We start from the raw sequence: 17,001 nt of genomic DNA on the forward strand, positions 1-17,001 counted from the left end.
CATAGGATGGCAGTGTACAAATCAGACAGGGGGACAGACTATGCAAACTCAAACTGAAAGCCCAGCTTACACAATTCCATCCGGTGATCACGTTGTGACCATGCGGAACCGTAAACGAATGGATCTTACATCTGTTAAAACGATCGACCGGTTTGATCAGGAAGAGTTCTTAGTCCGCACATCGCAAGGGATGCTTACCATTAAAGGGGAAGAATTACGCATCGTTCACTTGGATGTGGACAAGGGACTTCTCACACTCGAAGGCTCTGTTGCCACGCTTCAGTACGATGAAGAAGAGACGGGTTCACGTAATTTCCTCCATAAATTGTTCGGATGAGCATATCCGCGCAGTTTGTGAGCTTGCTTGCAATGATTGGAACAGGAATCATCGCAGGTGCATTCATGGATATGCTTGGAACAGGGATTGCCAATACAGGGAAAGCATCCATTATTCGCAGAAGAGCCATTTGGCTTGAAACAATTGGGTGGTTGCTTGCTGGATGCTTCGCATTTGCTGTATTGTTCGTCTTTCGAGATGGGGCGTGGCGGATGTACGACCCGCTCGCCCAGTTATCGGGCTTGTTGTTGTATGCAACAATATTCCACAAGCCTTTTAGACTCCTTGGTAGAATTATTATTGTCTTGTTCATCCGTCCCGTCCTATTTGTTTTTCAGCTAATTTTCTGGTTCATCAGATATGTATTGCGAGTGATTCGTGCACTTGTTTTGCTTCTGTCCCAGCCCTTTCGATTCATCTATCATAGGTTTTTCAGATATCACTTCAAAAAAAAGCCAAAGTAACGTATACTAGATAATTAAGATATCTGTAAAATTGTAATTGAGGGGATGTGCAGGAGATGGAGCAAAAGGGAAGGAAGTTCACTTCCTCATCGGTTGCATCGATTGAAACTGAATATGTCCGCTCCATGCAACGGAAAGAGGACTGGCGACGAAAGCAGAAGAAGCGGCTTAAAGTGAAGCTACTCTTATTTGCAATGATTGTTGTGGTCACATTCGGGGGCATTGCGAGCTACAATCACCAACAGAAAAAATTGTTGGCCTCAAAACAACAAGAAAAACAGGAACTGGTTGAACAGCTGGCTGTAAAAACTAGCGAGCAAGAACAACTGAAAAAGCAGTTGTTAAAACTGGATGACGAAGAGTATATTGCAAAGCTTGCACGTAAGGAATACTTCGTATCGAACAAGGATGAAATCATCTTCTCTCTTCCAGAAGGGAAGAAAAAATTAAACAAAAAAGACGACGGAAAAGAGTAGTCTTATTGACACTCTTTTTTTGTTGGATATAATGAAAGTAGGAATCTTGCGCAGGCAAGACCCGTAAAAACGGTTGCTAGGCTTCTGAAACGGGAGCCCGCTTAAATTCTAAGGAGGAGCATTTTTTTTATGTCAATTGAAGTAGGCAGCAAGCTAGAGGGTAAAGTGACAGGGATTACAAATTTTGGGGCATTCGTTGAATTGCCGACCGGCGTAACAGGACTCGTCCACATCAGTGAAGTGGCAGACAACTACGTCAAAGATATTAATGACCATTTAAAAGTCGGCGACATGGTTGAAGTGAAAGTCATGAACGTCGGTTCTGATGGCAAGATTGGTTTGTCGATTCGGAAAGCAAAACCGGAATCGGAACAACGGCCGCAGCGCCCGCAGCGACCGTCACGCCCTCGTCAGGGTGGGGGACGTCCTCCTGAGCGTCCAGAGAATTTCGAAACAAAAATGGCGAAATTCATGAAGGACAGTGAGGAACGTCTAACAACACTGAAGCGAGCAACTGAGTCAAAACGCGGAGGACGCGGAGCACGCAGAGGCTAAAAGTGCTTTAGAACGGTTGGAAACGACCCTTTTGAGCTGTTTCAATGCAGGAAAAAATGTCTTATAGATAAAAGCTGAGGGCGCGCGTGGCGTGCACTCAGCTTTTTTTGTTGGCTAAAAAGAGAGGACTGCTGTAGTTTGTGGAGGATCCAGTTCTGGTAGGATTCGATGGTTGGTGCAAAGGAGACTTCCTGAAAAACAAGCGAAGCGCTACCAATCATGTCCTAAATCGGTTGAATTGTGTCCCGTTTTCGAGAAATTCCATGTTGTGTCGGAGAAATTCATAGATGTGATTGAGAAACTTTCCTTTCTGATGAAGAAATTGTTCTAAGTGTCGGGCAATTCCTCACGATTGAACGAGAAAGTTACCAGGTGCATGATGGAATTTTCTTTATGCATGGAAAGCAGAAGTTATGATCACAATGCGAGGGTTATGAGCGAAATTCAAAGTTTATGATCACATTCCAAGTTTTATAAGCAAACCCCCCATATCATGACCTACAAGCACAAAAAAGGACTTGTCTACTTAGACAAGTCCTTTTCAAAACATTTTTTATGGCGGCAGAGGGGATCGAACCCCCGACCTCACGGGTATGAACCGTACGCTCTAGCCAGCTGAGCTACGCCGCCGAATTAGGATGCGTCAACATGTTGTTCACGACCTTATTCATCATACAGATTATTTATCAATTTGTCAACGGTTTCTAAAAAACTTTGTGCGGCATAAAAAGTTGTCCTTAGTCATCGATGTCCACCTACTCATTTTTACCCTATTGAAAACATCCCCGTAAACCGTCGAAATGTTTTTAGGACCAGGTGTCAGAAACAGACAAATTATTAGACAACGGGCCTGTATACTAACGGCAATAGGTCATAGGGGGAATGAGATGATGAAGATGATCAGTAGTAATACAGAGAGATCACTGTGGCAACAGGCTCAAGGTGTAGTAGGGTCAATCTTACAACGAAAAGTACACTTGCTGACAACGTTTCTATTCACGATTGGATCGTTCTTTCTATCACAAGCCGTGTTGTTTGACGCGGCGGTACCATTTTTCTTACCTGTTTGGGCTCTAGCAACAATGCGATATCCTAAGTACATGTTGCCTGTTTTCATTGGAGGAATCAGTGGAAGTTTGTTCGTCGGTTTGGGACAATCCATTATTTTTATTTTGCAATTGCTTTTATTTAACTTAGTCATTCGACATCCATTTACGCGAAAATCCATACCACTTACTGTCGCAGGAACCGTTATTTTCACACAAGTGTTTTGGCAACTGATTATGTATTCAGGACAACCACCGCTCACCGTACAGGTTGCGATAGGATTTGAAGCATTGCTTGCTTTACTTATGACCGTTTTTCTTTTCATCGCATTTCCTCAAGTGGATAAGTTACTGTATTCGCCATGGCGAGCAGAACAACTTGGGGCAGCGTGTATCGTAGCTGCAATGGCGACAACAGGCATGAACAATCTGATTATTGGGTATATCTCAGTTCCGGGGTTGCTACTGTATACAGCTATTTTGATTGCAGCTCTTGCTGGCGGCGTATTATTTTCAACGACAATCGCCATGCTGATTGCTGCTATTACAGGGATGGCGGAACTTTCGTTCACCGGCATGATGACGGTTTACGGAATGACTGGATTCGCAGCTGGATCTATGAAGGGATTCGGAAAGCTAGGTGTTGCAACAGGAGGCATGTTTGCGTCTGTCTTTTTCCTATTATATGACTTGACGTTGCCTCTTGATGAAACACATTTTGCGACAATAGGTGCCGCGACACTCCTATTTCTTCTTATTCCGTCGAAACGACTCGCTTCGGTCCGTGAAGTACTTGTTCCAGAGCAACAGGATTTGTCTGAAAAACGTCAGCAATGGCTGGCGCGAAGGTTGGATGAACAACTTACGGACTTCCAACAATTCGCCTCCTTTATGTCGACAATGGTAAATGATCAGTTCCCTGTTCAAGAATCGCGTCAACTGGAACAAGTACAAGAAACGCCGAGTGCGTGTCGATCTTGTTTCCGCTACTCTAAATGCTGGGCATCAGAGGATGACAGCATTCCAAATTTACTGTCCGAGTGGGAGTCGACGTACTCTGCTACAAAAAAAGCAGCACGTCATAGAGTTGAAGAGAAAATCAGATACAAGTGTGTGCGCCACACTGGATTGCTCGAAGAACTGGAAGAGCGTGGTGCAGACCGGTTGCTAATGGGACAATTGCAACACGGAAGAAAAATGCTCGCCTTACAGTTGAGGGATATGAGTACACATTTAGAAAATATGATGAATGAAATTAAAGAAGACGTGACGATTTATCGCCCATCTGAAGAAGAACTCGGAAAGAATTTACGGGCACAAGATATCGATTTCTTTCAAATTGACATTCTGTCTGAGGAAAAAGGAGCTATGCGCATTGTGTGTTCCATTCCAGAAAGACGATCCTCTTTTGAAACAGATACCACCGTTGCAGAAAGGCTTATTCTACCGATTCTTGAAGAGATGTATCAGGAGCCATTCCAAGTGGAAAAGGCGCTTATGCGAGAGCAACCATTCGCCCATTTGCAGTTAACCTTTACATCAGCAGTTCGTTTTTCAATGCAGTATGGTGTCGTTGCAACTGCAGGAGGGGGTTCGTTTTACGCAGGAGATGCCTATGAGGTGTTCCCGATCCATGATGGGTTAACCGCAGTGTTGTTATCCGATGGAATGGGACAAGATATGAATGCTTACTATGAAAGTCAGAAAGTCATCCGATTGATGCGCGAATGCTTGGACCGTAAAATGGGACCTGAGACAGCGATGCATACCCTCCACTATATGATGGCGTTAAACGGTTTGGATGACATGTATGCGACGCTTGACTTGGCGCTTGTCGATTTACAGGACGGGAGACTGTGGTCATGGAAAGCGGGCTCTATGAGTACTTACATCAAAAGGGGAGAAGAGTTCTTACGTGTAGATAGTAAAGCAGTACCATTTGGTTTTCTACCATCATTCACAGTAGAAGCAAAGAACGAAGAGTTAAAGTCAGGAGATATTATTGTAATGATGACGGATGGAATGTTTAATGGGGATGTTCTATTAGAACAGCAAGAGAAGACGTTATGTCAAACACTTTCGCTCCATGCAAATCTCGAGTGTGATGCGCTAGCGGATCGGATTATGGGGGAAATGGAACGTAAATATAAAACGACAGCAGATGACCGTACCGTGTTAGTTATGAAAATTGATCATATTGTTCCAAGATGGTCGAGTGTAAAAGTGCGCACACCCTCACTATTTCGTCAAAAAGTGGTAGGATGAATAAAGAAAATGGCGGAGGTGGTTAAGATGAAGCATCATCTATACAAAAAGGTTCTGGCCTTCATCCGCCAGGAACGTTTGTTGAATAAAGGTGACCGAGTGCTAATTGCGTGCTCTGGAGGAGTCGACTCGGTTGCCCTGTTACATTTTTTAAGCGTGCAACGAGAGAGACTGGAAATCGAAGTAGGAGCCATCCACGTCGATCACTGTCTTAGAGGAGAGGAATCTGCTCTTGATGGTGAAGTTGTTCGGAAACTCTGTGATAGTCTTCGAGTACCGTTTTATGGAACTACCTTACCGGTACCGGATTTACTGAAAGCGCGAGGGGGAAACGTTCAAGAAGTTTGCCGCACTGGACGCTACGCGTTATTTGAAGAAACGATGCAAAATGAAGAATTTACTGTTCTTGCTGTTGCTCATCACGCAGAAGACCAACTAGAAACGATTTTAATGCAACTTGCTAAAGGAAATAGACCACAAGGAATGCCCATTTCCCGTTCTTTTGGTGAGGGAATACTCATCCGACCATTTTTATCGCTTATGAAAACAGCCTTGTATGAGTATGCTGAATTACACAAGCTACCGTTTCGAGAAGATCCAAGCAATCAAAAAGATGAGTATACACGAAATCGATATCGTCATCACATCGTCCCTGTATTGTTAGCTGAAAATCCTATGACTGCGGAGAATTCTGTACGCATGGCGGCAGCACTTCAAGAAGATGATGAGTTTCTGGAAGGTCTGGCAAAAGAACATCTGGAAGGCCTTTTAACCTTTACGGATAAAGGGGTACCAGTTATCCATTCAGCTGCATTCCGTACCATGCACCCTGCTTTACAAAAGAGGGCAGTTCCTCTACTATTAAAGTATCTTTACAATGGGGAAACTATACCTGCAATCTACAATGTCGACTTGGTGAATCAGCTCATTAATCAGTTGTCTGCTGACACGGGGAGTGCGTCAATTAGCCTTCCGGAAAAGTGGTCGCTACAAAGAGAATATGGAGTTTCAACGTTTGTTTGTGAGGAAGAAGAACCGATGAACCAAATCGTCCCATTTCCGCCAAACGAATGGGTTCAATGGGGACATATGAGATTACGTTGGTGCAAGTCCTCGGATGTTGAACCAGCCACGCTAGAAGGTGTGTCCGACTGGCGTTATTTCCAATCGGAAAAAGGGGCATTACCTTCTGGAATTCGATCTAGACGATCTGGAGACCGGATCCAATTACATGGAATGGAGCATCCTAAACGGTTGAATCGTCTGCTGATTGATGAGAAAGTAAAACAATCGGTACGAGATAGACTACCTGTCGTCGTATCTGAGCAGGGGGACATCTGTGCAATTCCAGGCGTGCGGTACAGCGAATCATTTACTAAACAAACGTCTGCTGATCAGGCGTACATACTGATGATGGTTTGGCAGCAAAACAGCAACTGCTGATAGTTGTACAGACCTACACACTTTTAGGAGGAATTTTTTCATGTTGGAAAAAGATATTCAAGAAGTTCTGATTTCTGAGGAACAATTACAAGAAAAGGTTGCAGAACTTGGAAAGCAGTTAACTGAGGAGTACCAAGACAAGTTTCCGCTTGCAATTGGTGTGCTAAAAGGCGCTTTGCCGTTCATGAGCGATCTTATTAAACGGTTCGATGCATACATAGAACTCGATTTCATGGATGTTTCTAGCTACGGAAATGCAACAGTCTCTTCGGGTGAAGTTAAAATTATTAAAGACTTAAATGCAAGTGTAGAAGGTCGTGACATTCTAATTGTCGAAGATATTATCGACAGTGGAAAGACGCTTAAGTATCTAGTAGAACTGTTTAAGTATCGTAAAGCAAAATCCATAAAGATTGTAACCCTTCTAGACAAGCCAACGGGTCGAAAAGTTGACTTGAAAGCAGATATGGTTGGTTTTGAAGTGCCAGATGCTTTTGTTGTCGGTTACGGACTGGACTATGCAGAAAAATATCGTAACCTTCCGTATATCGGCGTCTTGAAGAAGGAAATTTACACAACGTAAGTGCTTTTAGGCCGCTTTTTGATAGAGTGATATAAGGCTTTTTTCTTAAGTCATTTTCTTTGTGATTCAAATTGCATATGTGATAAGATTGTCAATAGTTTTCTGTTGAAGAAATGAGGAGGCTTGGGATGAATCGAATATTTCGATACTTTCTATTATATGGGCTGATTTTTCTAGCGATCATGGGAATCTTCAGTTCGCTGAACAATCCAAACCCAAAGATGGAAAAGATCCGTTATGACGAATTTCTCACAGCATTAGAACAAGGGAAAGTGGAATCTGTCGAAATTCAACCTGTCCAACTAATATTAGAAGTAAAAGGACAGATGAAAAACGCGAAAAAAGATGAAACCTTCACAACAAATGTTCCGATGAATGATGAGATGACAATGAACGATATTCGTGATCTTGCAAAGGCAAAGAACGCGAAAGTAGAAATCTTACCAGCGCCAGAAACCAGCGCATGGGTTTCATTCTTTACCGGCTTAGTGCCGTTTATCATTATCATCATCTTGTTCTTCTTCTTGTTGAACCAAGCTCAAGGTGGCGGTGGTGGCGGTAAGGTTATGAATTTCGGGAAAAGCAAAGCGAAATTACATACCGATGACCGCAAGAAAGTTCGCTTTACAGATGTAGCAGGTGCGGATGAAGAGAAACAGGAACTGGTCGAGGTCGTTGACTTCCTGAAGGATCCTCGTAAATTCGCTGCCGTTGGTGCGCGTATACCTAAAGGTATCCTCTTGGTAGGACCTCCAGGTACAGGTAAAACTTTGCTGGCTCGCGCAGTAGCTGGTGAAGCAGGCGTCCCGTTCTTCTCGATTTCAGGTTCTGATTTCGTTGAAATGTTTGTCGGTGTCGGTGCTTCCCGTGTTCGTGACTTGTTCGAGAATGCGAAGAAAAATGCTCCATGTATCATCTTCATCGATGAGATTGATGCTGTTGGACGTCAACGTGGCGCAGGTCTTGGTGGCGGACACGATGAGCGTGAACAGACATTGAACCAGTTGCTTGTTGAGATGGATGGTTTTGGTGAAAATGAAGGAATCATCATCGTAGCAGCAACAAACCGTCCGGACATTCTAGATCCGGCGCTACTACGTCCAGGTCGTTTTGACCGTCAAATCACTGTAGGCCGTCCGGATGTTAAGGGGCGTGAAGCAGTTCTTAAAGTGCATGCTCGCAATAAGCCACTTGACGAAACGGTCAACTTGAAAGCACTAGCTCAACGAACACCAGGTTTCTCAGGTGCAGATCTAGAGAACTTGCTGAACGAAGCAGCGCTCGTTGCAGCTAGACGCAACAAAACAACGATTGATATGGCGGACATCGACGAAGCGACAGACCGCGTTATTGCAGGTACTGCTAAAACGAGTCGGGTCATTTCTGAAAAAGAACGTAATATCGTTGCGAACCACGAGGCAGGTCACGTTGTCGTCGGTTTAATGCTTGACGATGCAGACATTGTGCACAAAGTTACAATCGTACCTCGCGGGCAAGCAGGCGGTTATGCCGTGATGCTCCCGAAAGAAGATCGTTACTTCATGACGAAACCGGAACTTCTAGATAAGATTGCAGGACTTCTAGGTGGGCGTGTTTCTGAAGAGATCGTCCTTGGTGAAGTATCTACAGGTGCCCACAATGACTTCCAACGGGCAACTGGCATAGCTCGCTCCATGGTGACGGAATATGGAATGAGCGATAAGCTTGGACCAATGCAGTTTGGCCAAGCGCAAGGTGGAAATGTCTTCTTGGGTCGTGACTTCAATTCCGAACAGAACTATTCGGACTCAATCGCTTATGAAATTGACCAGGAAATGCAGTCAATTATCAAAAGTGAGTATGAGCGTGCAAAACGAATTCTAACTGAAAATCGTAGTTTGCTCGATTTGATTGCGAAGACACTTTTGGAAGTTGAAACGCTCGACGCAGAACAAATCAATCACTTAAAAGACCACGGTACACTTCCGGATCGCCCTTATGAGCGTAAAGAAGTTGGCGAAGGCGCTGAAAGTGAAGCGAATCCTGATGTTACGGGAGCTCCGGCAGATCCTTCTGTAGCTGATTTACCGAGTAACGAAGGAACAAACGAGCCACTCGATTCGATTGACGAAAAACGAAGAGATTAATAATAATCAGCTGACTGTCCGTTAAAAGACAGTCAGCTGTTTTTTTTGAAATGATATGTGGTATGATGTGAGGGAAAAAAGACTATTGAGGTTAGTGAGGAATCAGTCATGCTCTTAGTTTTAGATACAGGTAATACGAATATTGTGCTCGGTGTCTATGAAGGTACTGAATTAAAGCATCATTGGCGGATGGAGACATACCGTCAAAAAACAGAAGATGAATATGCAATGCAAGTGAAAGCCTTATTTACACACGTAGGACTCGAGTTTGCGGATATAACAGGCATTATTATTTCTTCAGTCGTACCTCCTGTAATGTTCCCTCTTGAACAGATGTGTAAAAAGTATTTTAATCAGGAGCCAGTCATTGTGGGTCCTGGTGTAAAAACAGGACTTAACATTAAATATGAAAACCCACGAGAAGTGGGGGCTGACCGGATTGTCAATGCAGTAGCCGCGATACATGAGTATGGCAGTCCGCTCATAATTGTCGATTTCGGTACAGCGACTACGTATTGCTACGTGAACGAACATGCAGAATACATGGGAGGTGCAATCGCTCCAGGCATTAACATCTCCATGGAAGCGCTATTTGACCGTGCTTCTAAATTGCCACGGGTGGAATTGACGCGTCCAGAACACGTTGTTGGGAAAAATACAGTCTCTGCGATGCAGGCGGGTATCTTATACGGGTATGTTGGACAAGTCGAGGGACTTGTGGGGCGGATGAAGGCCGAAAGCAAAAAAGTACCTACTGTTATCGCAACAGGAGGACTTGCTCCTCTCATTGGTAAAGAGACGGATGTTATCGATGTTGTGGATGACTATCTCACGTTAAAAGGGTTAAAACTGATCTATGAACGTAATCAGCAAGGAGAGAATGGTAAATGAATGATTATCTTATAAAAGCACTAGCGTTTGATGGCACAATTCGTGCATACGCTGTTAGAACTACAGAATCAGTAGGTGAAATGCAACGTCGCCACTATTCATGGCCGACTGCAACTGCTGCGATTGGTCGTACGATGTCAGCGACAGTCATGATGGGCGCTATGATGAAAGGTGAAGACAAGCTGACGGTTAAGTTGGACGGTGGCGGACCTCTTGGGGCGATTGTGACGGATGCAGATGCTCAGGGCCATATCCGCGGATACGCGCATAATCCGCAAACGCATTTCGACTTGAATGCTCAAGGAAAGTTGGATGTGCGTCGTGCGGTCGGAACAGAAGGAATGCTCACGGTTGTGAAGGATCTTGGTTTGCGGGATATGTTTACCGGTCAAACTCCTATTATATCTGGAGAAGTTGCAGAGGATTTCACGCAGTACTTTGTTGTTTCAGAACAAGTGCCTTCCGCTGTTGCGCTGGGCGTCCTAGTTAATCCGGATAATACAGTAAAAGCTTCAGGTGGATTCATCCTCCAAGTGATGCCAGGTGCTACAGACGATACCATTACAGAATTGGAGCAACGCATCAGTCAGATGGAACCGATTTCTAAAATGATTGACCGTGGATTGACGCCTGAACAAGTTTTAGAAGAGGTTCTTGGGAAAGAAAACGTCCGAATCGTCGACCAGATGGAGGTCAGCTTTGATTGTAATTGCTCAAAAGAACGTTTTGGGACTGCCATTAAGAGTTTAGGTGTAGAGGAAATTCTTACAATGATAAACGAGGATGGCCAGGCTGAGGCGGAATGTCATTTCTGTCTGGAAAAGTACGTCTATTCTAAAGATGAGTTAAAGGGCTTTATTGATGAAATCCAGTCTGGATCGTAATCGGGGAACTAACGAACCACCGAAGCGTCGGTTAAAAGCCAAACCACTCGTTATGCTAATTGCAATTCTGGCGCTAGGGAACCTCTTATGGTTCATCGGCTGGCTCATTCCGGACAAAGCTGAGAGTCCGTTTCAAGCGGGAGAAGAAGTGGCGTCAGTTGATGGAAAGCCAATTACGCGAGAAGAATGGATGACCTCGATGGAGCAGGAGGTCGGTCGTGAAGTGCTACTTGACCTAGTAAATGACAGGGTCATGGAAACCGCTGCGAAAGAGTACAAAATCGATGTTTCTGATAAGGACATTGACCGTGAGTTGGCTCTGCTCTCATCCCTCGATGGTAAAGCCTATTCAGGGATGGATGCCGATCAAATGCGTAGAAAAGTTCGTTCTGAACTCATTCTGAACCGTGTGTTAACGAAGGATATTGTCATTGAGGATAAAGCGGTGAAAGCGTATTATGAAAAGAATGAAGAACAGTTTGATATTCCAACCGCTTACCGGACTTCTTTACTTGTCGCGTCCACGAAATCAGATGCGAATCGGGCGCTCGAGGAACTGAAAGACGGGTCTAATTTTGATGTTCTCGCCAAAGAACGTTCTGTCGATTCATCCTCTGCTTCTATAGGAGGGGATCTGGGGTATATTAGCAGTCGTACGGAAGAAGTTGACCCGCAGATTTTACAAACAGCGAAGAAGTTAAAAGAAGACGGTGTGAGTGATGTATTTAAACTTGAAGATGGCACATATGCAATTATTCAAATGCGTGACATTCTAAAAGGTCGTTCGTTTAAGTTCAAAGAAGTCAAAGAACATATACGCAGTGAACTGGCTCTGCAACAACTTTCCCAATCGGTGACACCGGAAACGTTTTGGAAAGAATTCGATGCGCATTGGTTTTATGGAAAGTAAAAGCTTCGCTCTTGTAGCGGAGCTTTTTGATGTTTTGAATAGATTGGTTTTGTTTGACAAATGGCACATTTCTTCTGTAAACTGAATACATTATAAAACCTACCTATTAACTAAGGATTGGAGTGTTGGAAATGAAGAAAGTTGGAAACTCTGTTGCGGATTTAGTCGGTCAAACACCGTTGGTAAAGCTGAATCGCCTTGTAGGACCCGATGATGCTGACGTCTATTTGAAACTGGAATACTTCAACCCGGGCTCCAGTGTGAAGGATCGTATTGCACTCGCAATGATTGAAACGGCTGAAAAGTCAGGGGAACTAAAAGAGGGCGGTACCCTGATTGAACCGACGAGTGGGAACACAGGAATTGGGCTTGCGATGATTGCCGCTGCGAAAGGATATAAAGCGGTTCTTGTGATGCCGGATACGATGAGCTTAGAACGGAGAAACTTGTTACGCGCATACGGCGCCGATCTGATTTTGACACCAGGCTCTGAAGGAATGAAGGGAGCCATTTCGAAAGCTGAACAATTAGCGAAGGAAAACGGATGGTTTCTCCCACAACAATTTAACAATGAGGCGAATCCGGAAGTTCATCGACTCACAACGGGACCTGAAATTGCAGATGCACTAGACAAAGTAGATGCATTCGTTTCTGCAGTCGGCACAGGTGGAACAATTACTGGCGTTGGCAGCGTACTAAAAGAACGCTTCCCGGATATTAAAATCATTGCAGTAGAGCCGACAGATTCTCCGGTACTTTCAGGAGGGCAGCCAGGACCGCATAAAATCCAGGGAATCGGCGCAGGGTTCGTTCCCGAAGTGCTCGACACCGAAGTCTATGATGAAATCACACAAGTGACAAATGACGAATCCTACGAATATGCCCGCAAGATGGCGAAAGAAGAAGGTATCTTGGGCGGGGTTTCATCAGGAGCAGCTGTGTTTGCAGCGCTGAAAGCCGCGAAGGAACTGGGAAAAGGAAAAACCGTCGTAGCAATTTTGGCTTCGAATGGTGAGCGTTACTTGAGCACACCGCTCTACCAGTTTGAAGAAGAGTAATGAAGAGGTGAGAGGGAGCATAATTGCTTCCTCTTTTTTATATCGTTCCAGTAGGAAATTAAGAGAGTAACCGGTAAACTGATACAAAAAGCTGTTTTAGAATTGAACGGCAAGGAAAGAAGTGTGCGCAGTGGAATTGGAATATGCAAAAGTACCGTACCGGTTAGGCGAGACAGACCTCGATTTTTCAAAAGAAACGATCGTTATGGGGATATTGAATGTAACCCCGGATTCGTTTTCTGATGGCGGACGATATAGCCAAACGGACGCGGTGCTTCGTCGTGCAATAGAAATGATAAAGGATGGTGCCAAAATTATCGATATTGGCGGGGAGTCTACACGGCCTGGACATACGCCAGTTTCGTTAGAGGAGGAGTTAGAACGTACGATTCCTGTTATTGAATTGCTCTCGAAGGAACTAGACTGCGCAATTTCGATTGATACATATAAAGCAACTGTTGCTGAAGAGGCGATGAAAGCGGGAGCTCATATCATTAATGATGTATGGGGAGCGAAGCGTGAGCCACGGATTGCAGAAGTTGCGAATCAATATGGGGCTCCAATCATTTTGATGCACAACAAGGAACAGGCTATCTATGAAGGCAACTTTGGTGATGAACTACTCGCTGATATCGAAGAGAGTATAATGATTGCGAGGAATGCGGGGGTAGCGGACTATAATATTTGGTTGGATCCGGGAATCGGGTTTGCAAAAGATATTCACGAAAATATTGAAGCAATGCAAAGCTTGGATCGACTATCGGCGCTAGGTTACCCTGTGCTGCTCGGGACATCGAAAAAGTCATTGATTGGAAAAGTGCTAGACTTACCTGTTGACGAACGATTGGAAGGAACAGGAGCAACCGTTTGCTATGGTATTGAACATGGCTGTCACATTGTGCGCGTCCACGATGTGAAAGCGATTGCGCGAATGGTCCGGATGATGGATGTTCTTACGAGAAAACAAAAACTTACAATTTAGGGGGAATTCAAATGGATTTTATACATTTAAACGAAATGCAATTTTACGGCTATCATGGTGCGCTAGCGGAAGAAACGGTTTTGGGACAACGGTTTAAGGTGTCAGTAACAATGGCTATCGATTTGGCGGAGGCTGGAACGAATGATGATTTATCTAAAACAGTAAACTACGCGGAAGCGTATACTGTTGTTCAGTCGATTGTAGAAGGGGAACCCGTTAAACTTATTGAAGCGGTTGCGGAGCGGGTTGCTGGGAAACTGCTTTCCGATTATAAGAACCAAGTATCAGGGGTTCGCGTGCTGATTGTAAAACCAGATCCTCCGATTCCAGGACATTATGCGTCTGTGTCAGTGGAGATTGAACGAGGTCGGTTCTCATGAATACAGCATTTTTGTCCATTGGGACGAACATGGGAGATCGTGAAGCGTATATAAAGTTGGCAATTGCTTCCCTACGGGCGACGGAAGGGATTGAGGCGGTCGAAACATCTTCTATCTATGAAACTGCACCGGTGGGACTTACTGATCAGGCGGACTTTCTAAATATAGTTGTCCGTTTAGCAACCACGCTTGATCCGTTAGAACTGCTGACGGTCTGCCAACGAATCGAGCAGGAGCTGGGCAGGGAGCGAACGATTCGTTGGGGTCCTAGGACGGCAGATCTTGATATTTTGCTATATAATGATGATGTTATTGAAAGAGAGGAGCTTTCCGTACCTCATCCTCGGATGCGGGAGCGAGCTTTTGTATTAATCCCTTTAACAGAACTGGCTCCAGGGTGTATAGACCCGGTTTCAGGGCGTGAATTTCGAGATGAGCCTGCAATGCAAGAAGGCGGGGTAGTTTTGTGGGGAGCAATAGTGGAGGACTGAATAATCTAGAAAGATACCTTGTGAAATGCGGCTCAGACGAGAAGCGAATGTACGTTCGTGTTTGAAGGCATATAAGTAGGGTGGTCAGCCGATAATCTAGAATCTTTGCCGTTGTAACGCTGGAGTGTTAGCGGGCGATATGAGGAAGCAATAGGGAACGGGTTTTTAAAGCTGCTAACCCAGCGGCTTTTTTTACATGATGAAATTGTGTACAATAAGGTTATAATAGGCGGATAGCGCATTAGAATTTAGAGGAGTGAACAGGATGTCGAATGTAGAAGAGTTGAACGACCAACGTCAAGTGAGACGCCAGAAGATGGAAGAGATACGAAGCGGAGGATTGGATCCGTTTGGTGCGCGGTTTGAGCGGACTCATTTATCAAACGAGTTGACAGAAGCATATAGTGAACTATCTAAAGAAGAGTTAGACGAAGCGCCACATGTTGCTAAAATTGCCGGACGGATAATGACTAAGCGTGGTAAGGGTAAGGCTGGATTTGCGCATATCCAGGATCTCGGTGGCCAAATTCAAATTTACGTACGTCAAGATGCAGTTGGAGAAGATGCATATAAGCTCTTCACAATGGCTGATTTAGGAGACATCGTAGGAATCGAAGGAACGGTGTTCAAAACTAAAGTTGGGGAACTCTCTATTAAAGTGACAGAGTTCACGTTTTTATCAAAAGCACTCCGACCACTTCCTGAAAAGTTTCATGGATTACAAGATATTGAGCAGCGCTACCGTCAGCGCTACTTAGATTTGATCTCTACTGAAGGTAGTAAAGAGACGTTCATCTTACGTAGCCGCATCATACAGTCTATGCGTCGCTATTTGGATGGACAAGGTTTCTTAGAAGTAGAGACACCGATGTTGCACTCTATTGCAGGTGGCGCGTCTGCCCGTCCGTTTATTACTCATCACAACACATTAGATATGACATTGTATATGCGGATTGCGATTGAGTTGCACTTGAAGCGTCTGATTGTAGGCGGATTAGAAAAAGTATACGAAATCGGTCGTGTGTTTAGAAATGAAGGAATTTCTACGCGTCACAACCCTGAATTCACGATGATTGAACTGTATGAAGCCTATGCGGACTATAATGACATCATGGCATTAACCGAGAATATGATTTCCCACATTGCTGAAGAAGTGTTAGGTACTTCGAGAGTTCAATATGGAGAAGACGTCATTGACTTGTCTCCAGGATGGAAACGTCTCCACATGGCGGATGCTGTTAAGGAATATACAGGCGTAGACTTCTGGAGAGAAATGACGAAAGACGAAGCGCATGGACTTGCGAAGGAACATGGCGTGGAAGTTCAGCCGACGATGGAAGTTGGACATGTACTAAATGAATTCTTTGAGCAAAAAGTGGAAGAACAGCTTGTTCAGCCGACATTCGTCTACGGACACCCAGTTGAAATTTCACCACTAGCGAAGAAAAACCCAGAAGATGGTCGGTTTACAGATCGTTTTGAGTTATTCATCGTACGCCGTGAACACGCAAATGCTTTTACTGAGCTCAATGATCCGATTGACCAACGTCAACGTTTCGAAGCTCAACTTGTGGAAAAAGAACAAGGTAACGACGAAGCGCATGAAATGGATGACGACTTCATTGAAGCATTAGAGTATGGTCTTCCACCAACAGGCGGACTAGGAATAGGTATTGACCGTCTTGTCATGCTCTTAACAAATGCGCAGTCAATCCGTGATGTATTGCTGTTCCCGCAAATGCGTTCAAAAGACTAAGTGTGAATGGAAGAGTGTATCTCGCGTGTTGAGGTGCACTCTTTTTTATTTGAGAATAAAGTACTTGCGTTAGTTTCTTGTGCGTGGTATATTTGAATACGTTGCTTTTGACGTAACTATTTATGTACTACAACTTTAGCGAAACAAACTTTTAAAAAGTGCTTGACGCGTACTATACAGTGTGGTATTATATAAAAGTTGCCAAAACAACTTGAACAGAAAAAAGAAACACTATGAACCTTGAAAACTGAACAGCAAAATGTCAACGAATTATCGTTTGAGAAGCCGGTTTTGCCGGTGAAACAAACACAAACAGATCTTAGTTGATCTGATAGACATCTTAAATGATGCCAG

General features: G+C 44.3%; 16 protein-coding genes and 1 tRNA gene. 16 read left to right on the forward strand and 1 reads right to left on the reverse strand.

The genetic code is table 11. The annotated features are described in order from the left end of the window. Positions 1–40: 40 nt before the first annotated feature. The 4 genes from yabP to M3197_RS16145 all read left to right on the forward strand — a co-directional run bounded on the left by yabP (position 41) and on the right by M3197_RS16145 (position 1,832). Entirely contained in the window at positions 41–337 is a 297-nt protein-coding gene (gene yabP / locus M3197_RS16130) for a sporulation protein YabP (RefSeq protein ID WP_025783713.1), read from the forward strand. Then, the gene (yabQ, locus tag M3197_RS16135) at positions 334–801 is read left to right on the forward strand and encodes a spore cortex biosynthesis protein YabQ (RefSeq protein WP_349774148.1); all 468 of its coding nucleotides are present in this window, start codon (positions 334–336) and stop codon (positions 799–801) included. Before yabP ends, yabQ begins: the two co-directional genes overlap by 4 nt. Positions 802–857: 56 nt before the next feature. Beyond that, the gene (locus M3197_RS16140; RefSeq protein ID WP_251662769.1) at positions 858–1,277 is read left to right on the forward strand and encodes an FtsB family cell division protein; all 420 of its coding nucleotides are present in this window, start codon (positions 858–860) and stop codon (positions 1,275–1,277) included. 129 nt (positions 1,278–1,406) lie between these two features. Further along, positions 1,407–1,832, forward strand: a complete 426-nt coding sequence (locus M3197_RS16145) for a S1 domain-containing RNA-binding protein (RefSeq protein ID WP_025783716.1) — start codon at positions 1,407–1,409, stop codon at positions 1,830–1,832. 556 nt (positions 1,833–2,388) lie between these two features. Here M3197_RS16145 and M3197_RS16150 read toward each other — a convergent pair. Then, positions 2,389–2,462 (reverse strand) — tRNA-Met (locus M3197_RS16150). Positions 2,463–2,719: 257 nt separating this feature from the next. Here M3197_RS16150 and M3197_RS16155 point away from each other — a divergent pair. From M3197_RS16155 to lysS, 12 genes are all read left to right on the forward strand, one after another. Beyond that, positions 2,720–5,143, forward strand: coding sequence for a SpoIIE family protein phosphatase (locus tag M3197_RS16155; protein WP_251662770.1), 2,424 nt, complete (start codon positions 2,720–2,722; stop codon positions 5,141–5,143). A 27-nt stretch (positions 5,144–5,170) separates the two neighbouring features. Next, the gene (gene tilS / locus M3197_RS16160; protein ID WP_251662771.1) at positions 5,171–6,586 is read left to right on the forward strand and encodes a tRNA lysidine(34) synthetase TilS; all 1,416 of its coding nucleotides are present in this window, start codon (positions 5,171–5,173) and stop codon (positions 6,584–6,586) included. Between the two features lie 40 nt (positions 6,587–6,626). Continuing rightward, positions 6,627–7,169 (forward strand): hypoxanthine phosphoribosyltransferase, encoded by a 543-nt coding sequence (hpt, locus tag M3197_RS16165; RefSeq protein WP_025783719.1) that lies wholly within the window; start codon positions 6,627–6,629, stop codon positions 7,167–7,169. Positions 7,170–7,297: 128 nt separating this feature from the next. Further along, positions 7,298–9,295, forward strand: a complete 1,998-nt coding sequence (gene ftsH / locus M3197_RS16170) for an ATP-dependent zinc metalloprotease FtsH (RefSeq protein WP_251662773.1) — start codon at positions 7,298–7,300, stop codon at positions 9,293–9,295. A gap of 108 nt (positions 9,296–9,403) precedes the next feature. Then, positions 9,404–10,186, forward strand: coding sequence for a type III pantothenate kinase (locus tag M3197_RS16175; protein WP_251662775.1), 783 nt, complete (start codon positions 9,404–9,406; stop codon positions 10,184–10,186). After that, the gene (gene hslO, locus M3197_RS16180) at positions 10,183–11,070 is read left to right on the forward strand and encodes an Hsp33 family molecular chaperone HslO (RefSeq protein WP_251662777.1); all 888 of its coding nucleotides are present in this window, start codon (positions 10,183–10,185) and stop codon (positions 11,068–11,070) included. Before M3197_RS16175 ends, hslO begins: the two co-directional genes overlap by 4 nt. Further along, a complete protein-coding gene (locus tag M3197_RS16185; protein WP_251662780.1) occupies positions 11,048–11,980 on the forward strand; it encodes a peptidyl-prolyl cis-trans isomerase in 933 nt (310 codons plus the stop codon). The genes hslO and M3197_RS16185 overlap by 23 nt, the downstream gene beginning before the upstream one ends. Before the next feature lie 131 nt (positions 11,981–12,111). Continuing rightward, positions 12,112–13,038, forward strand: a complete 927-nt coding sequence (cysK, locus tag M3197_RS16190) for a cysteine synthase A (protein WP_251662782.1) — start codon at positions 12,112–12,114, stop codon at positions 13,036–13,038. Between the two features lie 130 nt (positions 13,039–13,168). Further along, positions 13,169–14,020 (forward strand): dihydropteroate synthase, encoded by an 852-nt coding sequence (gene folP, locus M3197_RS16195; RefSeq protein ID WP_251662784.1) that lies wholly within the window; start codon positions 13,169–13,171, stop codon positions 14,018–14,020. 11 nt (positions 14,021–14,031) lie between these two features. Continuing rightward, entirely contained in the window at positions 14,032–14,400 is a 369-nt protein-coding gene (gene folB / locus M3197_RS16200; RefSeq protein ID WP_251662786.1) for a dihydroneopterin aldolase, read from the forward strand. After that, positions 14,397–14,891: a 2-amino-4-hydroxy-6-hydroxymethyldihydropteridine diphosphokinase gene (folK, locus tag M3197_RS16205; protein ID WP_251662788.1), complete on the forward strand. Its 495-nt coding sequence runs from the start codon at positions 14,397–14,399 to the stop codon at positions 14,889–14,891. Before folB ends, folK begins: the two co-directional genes overlap by 4 nt. A gap of 265 nt (positions 14,892–15,156) precedes the next feature. Further along, complete coding sequence (gene lysS / locus M3197_RS16210; RefSeq protein WP_251662790.1) at positions 15,157–16,647, forward strand: lysine--tRNA ligase; 1,491 nt, start codon at positions 15,157–15,159, stop codon at positions 16,645–16,647. The last annotated feature ends 354 nt before the right edge of the window (positions 16,648–17,001 follow it).

Origin of the sequence: Sporosarcina aquimarina, assembly GCF_023715615.1 — a bacterium.
Classification (GTDB): Bacteria; Bacillota; Bacilli; order Bacillales_A; family Planococcaceae; genus Sporosarcina; species Sporosarcina aquimarina_A.